Source organism: Sulfurimonas sp. (assembly GCF_027056685.1).
GTDB lineage: Bacteria > Campylobacterota > Campylobacteria > Campylobacterales > Sulfurimonadaceae > Sulfurimonas.
The window spans coordinates 1-3,442 of record NZ_JALUKE010000123.1; the positions used below are offsets into that span (position 1 = coordinate 1).

Below are 3,442 nucleotides of genomic sequence, written 5' to 3' on the forward strand. Positions count from 1 at the left end.
CAGATATACAACTTTGGCAAAACGCTCTGCTTAAAAAGCTAAAACCTCGAAGAGTAAGAAATATACGAGCGACATTCAATACAATCTTTAGTGACGCTCTAAGAGATGAGATAATAGATAAAAATCCTATCTCTTTAATCAAAACTCCAAAACTTGATAAGATAGATGTCAAGGCTTTTAGTTTAGAAGAGATGAAAAAAATCATTGCTACTGCAACAGGAGAGATGAAAGCTTTTACGGCATTAGGTTTTTTTACTGGTATGAGAAGTGGAGAGATAATAGGTCTTAGATGGGAAGATGTGGATTTTAAAAACAGAGAGATTCATATTAAACAAGCTATTAAAATGGGTGTAATATCTACGCCAAAAACAAAAAGTTCCATCAGAACGATTGATATGCTAGATAATCTCGTTCCCTACTTACAAGAGCAATACAAACTTACTGGGAAACATAACAGCTACGTGTTTTTAAACAAAGATGATGAGCATTACTATGACATCAAACGCATTAGAGATTCAAAGTGGAAAAGATTACTCAAAGAGTGTGAAATTGAGTATAGAACTATCTATCAGATGAGGCATACATTTGCTACTGTAATGATAGAAAATAAAGAAGATATACTTTGGGTATCGAATATGTTAGGGCATAGTGATTCATCTATGACACTTCAGATGTACGCTAAGTATAGAAAAAGGGAGAATGTAAAAAGAGCCTCTTTTTTAGGAAATATTTAGTGACACACTTGGGCACAATATGGGCACAGTGGCTAAATAAATCAGTTGGAAAGTCGATAATTTAGGGGTTTAAAAAGAAGTGGCTCCGGATGCTGGATTCGAACCAGCGACCAAGTGATTAACAGTCACCTACTCTACCGCTGAGCTAATCCGGAATATGAGAAGCGTTTAAAAAAAGTAAACTGCTTTACTTTTTTAGCTTTGGAACCACAATCGATGTGCTTCAGCACCGATGAGGACTTATTCTACCTAATGGTGTCAGAGGGGGGACTTGAACCCCCGACCCCCGGCTTATGAGACCAGTGCTCTAACCAGCTGAGCTACCCTGACATCTTTTAAGAGGGTGGAATTATACATATATCAAGCTTTATTTTTACTAAAATACTCAAAGTTTTTGTAAATTTATATATTTTAAAATAGTTTACAAAAAAATGTAAGATTAGTTTAGTCAAAGTGGCTAAAGTTATTGACATCTTTACTTTTTTTCTGTATTATTCAATCTATAAATTAATAATATTTGCAAGGAGATATAATGAATTTTACACCTTTAGGGAAAAGAGTATTGGTCAAACGCGTTGAAGAGACTAACACTACTAGTTCGGGGATTATTATTCCAGATAATGCAAAAGAGAAACCTTCTCGTGCTACAGTTGTAGCAGTTAGTTCAGAAGTTACTGAAGTAAAAGATGGGGATGAAGTGCTTTTTGGGAAATACTCAGGAAATGAAGTTGTACTTAATGGTGAAACTTACATAGTACTAGATACTGATGATGTTTTTGGAATCATAGCGTAATAAAATAGATATAAATTAGGAGAATAGATATGGCAAAAGAGATAATTTTTTCAGATAATGCTAGAAATCAATTGGCACGCGGAGTTGAAAAACTTACAGATGCAGTAAAAGTAACAATGGGACCTCGTGGTCGTAATGTACTCATCCAAAAAAGTTACGGTGCACCTGTCATTACAAAAGATGGTGTTTCTGTTGCTCGTGAAGTAGAATTAAAAGATAAACTTGAAGATATGGGTGCACAACTTGTAAAAGAAGTAGCATCAAATACGGCTGATGAAGCAGGAGATGGTACTACAACAGCAACTGTTCTTGCAAATGCAATCTTTAGTGAAGGTCTTAGAAACATTACTGCAGGAGCAAACCCTGTTGAAGTAAAACGCGGTATGGACAAAGCATGTGAGATTATACAAGCAAATCTAAAATCTGCTTCTAAAGCAATCAAAGATAAAAATGAGATAGCACAAGTGGCAACTATTTCTGCAAATTCTGATGCTGAAATTGGTAATATGATAGCAGAAGCGATGGAAAAAGTTGGTCAAGATGGTGTTATTACTGTTGAAGAGGCAAAAGGTATTGCTGATGAGCTTGATGTAGTTGAAGGTATGCAATTTGACCGTGGTTATTTGAGTCCATACTTTATTACAAATACAGAGAAAATGACTGCTGAAATTGAAAATCCTTGGATTCTTTTAGTAGATAGTAAAATCAACTCTCTCAAAGATTTACTTCCAGTTTTAGAGCAAGTACAAAAGACAAATCGTCCATTGCTTATCATTGCTGAAGATGTTGAGGGTGAAGCTCTTTCTACTCTTGTTGTAAACAAACTCCGTGGTGTACTTAACATTTCTGCTGTAAAAGCTCCAGGGTTTGGTGACAGAAGAAAAGCTATGCTTCAAGACATCGCAATTTTAACTGCTGGTACTGTTATATCTGAAGAGACAGGACATACACTTGAAGCAGCTGAAATAGCTATGCTCGGTCAAGCTTCTCGTGTAGTAATCGACAAAGACAACACTGTAATTGTAAACGGTGCAGGAACTGAAGATACAGTAAAAGCAAGAATTTCTGAAATCAAAACACAAATAGAAGCAACTACAAGTGAATATGACAAAGAAAAACTTCAAGAGCGTCTTGCAAAACTGAGTGGTGGTGTAGCCGTTATAAAAGTTGGTGCTGCAACTGAAACTGAAATGAAAGAGAAAAAAGACCGTGTTGATGATGCACTTTCTGCAACAAAAGCCGCTGTTGAAGAGGGAATTGTCATCGGTGGTGGAGCTGCACTTGTTCGTGCTGCTGCAAAAGTTACTACTGATGATTTAGAAGGTGACCAAAAAATCGGTGCAGAAATAATTCTTCGTGCTGTAAAAGCTCCTGTAAAACAAATAGCAGAAAATGCAGGATTTGACACAGGTGTAGTAGTAAATGCAATAGAAAATGCAACAAGTGAGACTATTGGTTTTGATGCTGCAACTGGTGAATATGTAGATATGTTTGAAGCGGGCATCATTGACCCACTAAAAGTTGAGCGTGTAGCACTTACAAACGCAACATCAGTTTCAAGCCTACTACTTACAACTGAAGCTGCAATCTATGAAATACCAAAAGAAGAAACTACCGCACCAGACATGGGCGGAATGCCTCCACAAATGGGCGGAATGCCAGGTATGATGTGAGACGCGTAAAAAAAACGAGAATTTCTTCTCGTTTTTAGCGTCGGAACCACAGACATTGTCCGAAGGACTGTCGAGGACTGCGCGAAATTCTATAGAACTGCAAGCGTTGTCTGAAAGATCGCTGAGGACTCTACCTTATTAGCGTCGGAACCACAGACATTGTCCGAAGGACTGTCCAGAACTACGCAAAATTCTATAAAACCACAAGCGCAGTCCCCCCCCCCTCTCTTTAACTCCACCCC

At 37.4% G+C, this 3,442-nt stretch carries 3 protein-coding genes and 2 tRNA genes; 3 read left to right on the forward strand and 2 right to left on the reverse strand.

Annotation, left to right across the window (positions count from 1 at the left end):
* Positions 1 to 734: site-specific integrase (locus tag MVY38_RS05465; RefSeq protein ID WP_297484157.1), on the forward strand; the 734-nt coding region annotated here is incomplete at its 5' end.
* An 80-nt stretch (positions 735 to 814) separates the two neighbouring features.
* Here MVY38_RS05465 and MVY38_RS05470 read toward each other — a convergent pair.
* Both MVY38_RS05470 and MVY38_RS05475 read right to left on the reverse strand, forming a co-directional pair.
* A tRNA-Asn gene (locus tag MVY38_RS05470) sits at positions 815 to 889 on the reverse strand.
* A 98-nt stretch (positions 890 to 987) separates the two neighbouring features.
* Positions 988 to 1,064: transfer RNA gene (locus MVY38_RS05475), tRNA-Met, on the reverse strand.
* 202 nt (positions 1,065 to 1,266) lie between these two features.
* Between MVY38_RS05475 and groES the strand changes: the two genes are divergently transcribed.
* Together groES and groL are read left to right on the forward strand one after the other, a co-directional pair.
* Positions 1,267 to 1,527 carry a co-chaperone GroES gene (gene groES / locus MVY38_RS05480; protein ID WP_297484159.1) on the forward strand — a complete coding sequence of 87 codons (261 nt, stop codon included), beginning with the start codon at positions 1,267 to 1,269 and terminating at the stop codon, positions 1,525 to 1,527.
* Between the two features lie 29 nt (positions 1,528 to 1,556).
* On the forward strand, positions 1,557 to 3,200 hold the full coding sequence (gene groL / locus MVY38_RS05485) for a chaperonin GroEL (protein WP_297484160.1): 1,644 nt from the start codon (positions 1,557 to 1,559) through the stop codon (positions 3,198 to 3,200).
* The last annotated feature ends 242 nt before the right edge of the window (positions 3,201 to 3,442 follow it).

Coding starts and splice junctions, on each gene's coding strand:
- groES (WP_297484159.1), top strand. CDS start 1,267: ATGAATTTTACACCTTTAGGGAAAAGAGTATTGGTCAAACGCGTTGAA.
- groL (WP_297484160.1), top strand. CDS start 1,557: ATGGCAAAAGAGATAATTTTTTCAGATAATGCTAGAAATCAATTGGCA.